Annotated in this window: 1 protein-coding gene and 1 pseudogene; both read right to left on the reverse strand. The window is 47.5% G+C overall.

Features of this window, described 5'->3' with window-relative positions:
* A pseudogene (locus tag QVA83_RS14630) lies at positions 1-551 on the reverse strand (hypothetical protein); the annotation flags it as partial.
* A 98-nt stretch (positions 552-649) separates the two neighbouring features.
* On the reverse strand, positions 650-3,423 hold a 2,774-nt coding region (locus tag QVA83_RS14635; protein WP_287498628.1), incomplete at its 5' end, for a TonB-dependent receptor.

The raw sequence follows: 3,423 nt of genomic DNA on the forward strand, positions 1-3,423 counted from the left end.
CTGATAGCCTGTGCTTTATCCACAAGCGTAGCACTGGCTCCGCCAGCAGAACCAAGCCACACCTCTACATCGGCTGCAAAATCAGCATCAGATTGATTAAAGAAATCTTCAATGGTTTGCCCTTCGTCTAGCGTAGCTACCGCCACATCGCCGGCACTGGCGCTTAACGTTATACCGTTACTTGGGTCGCCATCAGTATCAAGAGATTGTAAAAGTCGAAGTGTGTTTACGACCGACTGGTTAAAAGGGTTGTCGGTTGCGAACAGGTCAAGAGGAGAGATAACGCTCGATGCCGGGGTTTCTGGAAACGTCAGCTGACCTATGCTGAAAGCGAGCTGTTCGCCTCTGAAGTAAGAGTATTCACCCTGCGCATTCGTGGTACCGTTTTCCACAGAAGCAGAGGAATAATTGATTCCTTCAACGGGGCTATCAACAAATACGCCAGTAAGTGCTGGGTCGGGGGGGAGGGTTACATTGGTAGAGCTTTTCTCGCCACAGGCGGTAACGAGAATAACGCCGCCCATAAGGGCAGCAATTTTCGTGAGTTTCATGGTACTCAATCTCCATATTTTACTGGGCGTACTACCGCACTACATGTCCGCTCCAGCTTTATTATGTGGAAAAGGCCGGGTTTCCCCGGCGCAGACAATTAGTAGAACTTAATGTTTACACCCAGCTGGTAGCTGCGGCCGTATTCTTCTTTTTGGTACAGAATGTTGCCGCCGCTTAACGCGTTACCTTGGAAGTAGCGAAGGTCAGATTCCTCGGTAAGGTTGATGGCGTCAAAGTACAATTGTGCGTACTCGGTAATGTCGTACTGAAGTTTAAAGTCTAAGCTCTTAACCGAATCTTGATATTGGTCGCCCCAAATCTTGCAGCCTTTCGGGTCGTTAAGATCGGCAGTAATTGGGCATGAGCCAATTTGTTCAAGAACTTCAGAACGCACGTTACCAATTAAGCGAGCTGAGAACGTTTCGCTCTCCCAACCAAATACAAGATTAAAGGTGGTATCAGCTTGGTCGGGCAGTGCCACTTTGCCTTGACGAATACTGCTATCCAGCGTGGCTTCACTATCGAGGATGGTGGCATTACTTTGAATGAATAGACCATTTTCAAAGTACTGGTTGTAGCTAAGCTCTAACCCGATAACCGAGGCTTTGTTGCCGTTAACGGTAATGTTTATCTCGTTAAGATATAAATCTTGCGGAATAACAAACTCAGTCACCTGGTTTACCGGAAGCGTTAGCGGCAGGTCATTAAGCGCCATGCCAATTCCGTTTACATCTACGATAAAGTTGTCGATGTCTTTATAGAAAACTGCCGCTTCCATAAAGAAGTTTTCGCTTGGATACCAGCCAATTGACGCATCGTAGTTAATAGATGTCATTGCAACGAGGTTAGGGTTACCCACATCTAGCGCATTATCAGAACCCAACACGTACTGGCTTAACTGTTGAAGCGATGCGCCACCTTGACTGTCATCACAATCGTCAGAACCAGGAGGACAAAGCTCAATATCGCTGTCAAACACTGCAAATGCACGGGCTTGTTTAAACGACGGGCGAGTAAAACTCGTCCATGCTGCGGCACGCACTAAGAAGTTTTCACTCGGTTCCCATTTAATGTGTGCACTAGGGAAAAACTCACTGTATTTAATAGACGCTTCTGGAAGAGGGATAGCAATATCCAATGCACCAGCCCCTGCGCCATTAAACTCAAAGTCATCGTTCTCTAAAGACAAAAAGCCGGTAGAAGAGAACTCGGTTTGAGTCCAGCGAACGCCGGTTGTTAGTGTGGCATCTGCGCCTAATGGCAACTCTGCCATTGCGTATACAGCCTGCGTATCTTCGGTAATGCTGTAGTCGCCCTTAGTGCTTTCTATTGACACTTCACCATTTGTGGCAGGCTCAACCGTTTGACGAGTGGCATCAACAATTTGGTCGACAACTGCGCGGCTTTCAAACGGCAGCTGGAATGCACTGTTTGAAGGAATCTGGGTGTCATAGTCGGCAAGGGTAGAATTCACTGCGGCAATACATGCGTCGTCGCTACAGTCGCCGGCAGAAGGGTCGAAACTCCAGCGGTCCTTGTCACGCACGTGATCGCGCTCACTCACCTGCACACCAAATTTAATGGTGTTTAACCAGTCATTAAAAATGTCGGTTCGCAAGTTAAGGTTCACTGTCTTAATTTCATCAATTCGCGTTCCGCCTTCTAAAAACAGGTTATCGAATTGATAATTTGAAAGGTCAGAACCATCGCCACTACCCGACGTTCCAAAAATACTGTTTTCCGGGTCGTAGGTTAGACCTGCGATTTCAGCAGCTTCCTGTGGGCTTAAAATGCGGGCGTTAATGTTGTCGCGACCGCCTTGACCATAAACAATCAGGTCTCGTTCACGGAATTGAACGCGGCGGTCACCAGTGGAGTCTTCTTCAGAGCGAGATTGAGCGTATTCGTAGTCAAACACGAAGCGTTCAGCAATACGGTTTTCGCCCCCTAAGCTGAACGTGATGGTTTTGTTCTTACTTTCTTGTAGGAAATGCTGGTGGAATACGTCTATATCGCTAAGAATAAACTCTTTCGTAGCGCCGTTTACGTATACAATTTCATCGTTTCCGACAGAGCCTGCATCTTGAAAATCGTAAAATTCTCGCTGTGCGCGATCATCATCTTCAAACTGAGTGAACGTGCCTTTGGCATAATAGTAGGCGTCTGCAGAGGGCTTGTATTCGAGGTTTAGTGCTGCTGCTTGGCGAGTTCTTCCTGCAATTTCGCGACGAACTTCTAACTGAGAAGGTGCAAGAATTTCGTCACCCTGGGCAATTTCTTCTTCTGTTTTACCCAAGTCGGCGGTGTAAAACTTCATTTCATTGGTGCTGTGGTGGCGCGTTTCGTCTATCTGGGTTTTGCGGTCTTCGTGAGAGATGGCAAAGCCAATACCAAAGGTGTTGTCGAGGAAAAACTGGGTGCCGTCTAAGCTAAATTTCGGAGAGTGCTTTTCGCGCGCTTCTGAATATGCGTCTTGAACACGCATTTTTAATGTGTTTTTGCCGCGATCGAAAGCTGAAATTGCTTTAACGTTGACTGTACCGCCAATGGAATTTAGGTTTTGGTCTGGGGTGAGTGTTTTCAGCACTTCAATGGTACCGAGAAGGTCAGCAGGAAGTGCGTCTAATCCCACTTTCCGTTCTTCGCCTGCACCAGACATTTGTGCGCCGTTCATATTTATGGATACGAAGCCGGGTCCTAAGCCCCGTACGGTGACAAACTTACCTTCGCCTTCAGAGCGCTGTAGCGTAACACCCGGCAGTCGTCGAAGGGACTCCGCCACGTTCTGATCAACAAAATTGCCTAAATCATCGGTAGAAATAACAGAGCTAAAGCCGCTTTTCATGCGTTCTAAGTCACGCGCTTTAAGGT

Source organism: Alteromonas sp. AO-Serp, assembly GCF_017849675.1.
GTDB classification, from domain to species: domain Bacteria; phylum Pseudomonadota; class Gammaproteobacteria; order Enterobacterales; family Alteromonadaceae; genus Alteromonas; species Alteromonas macleodii.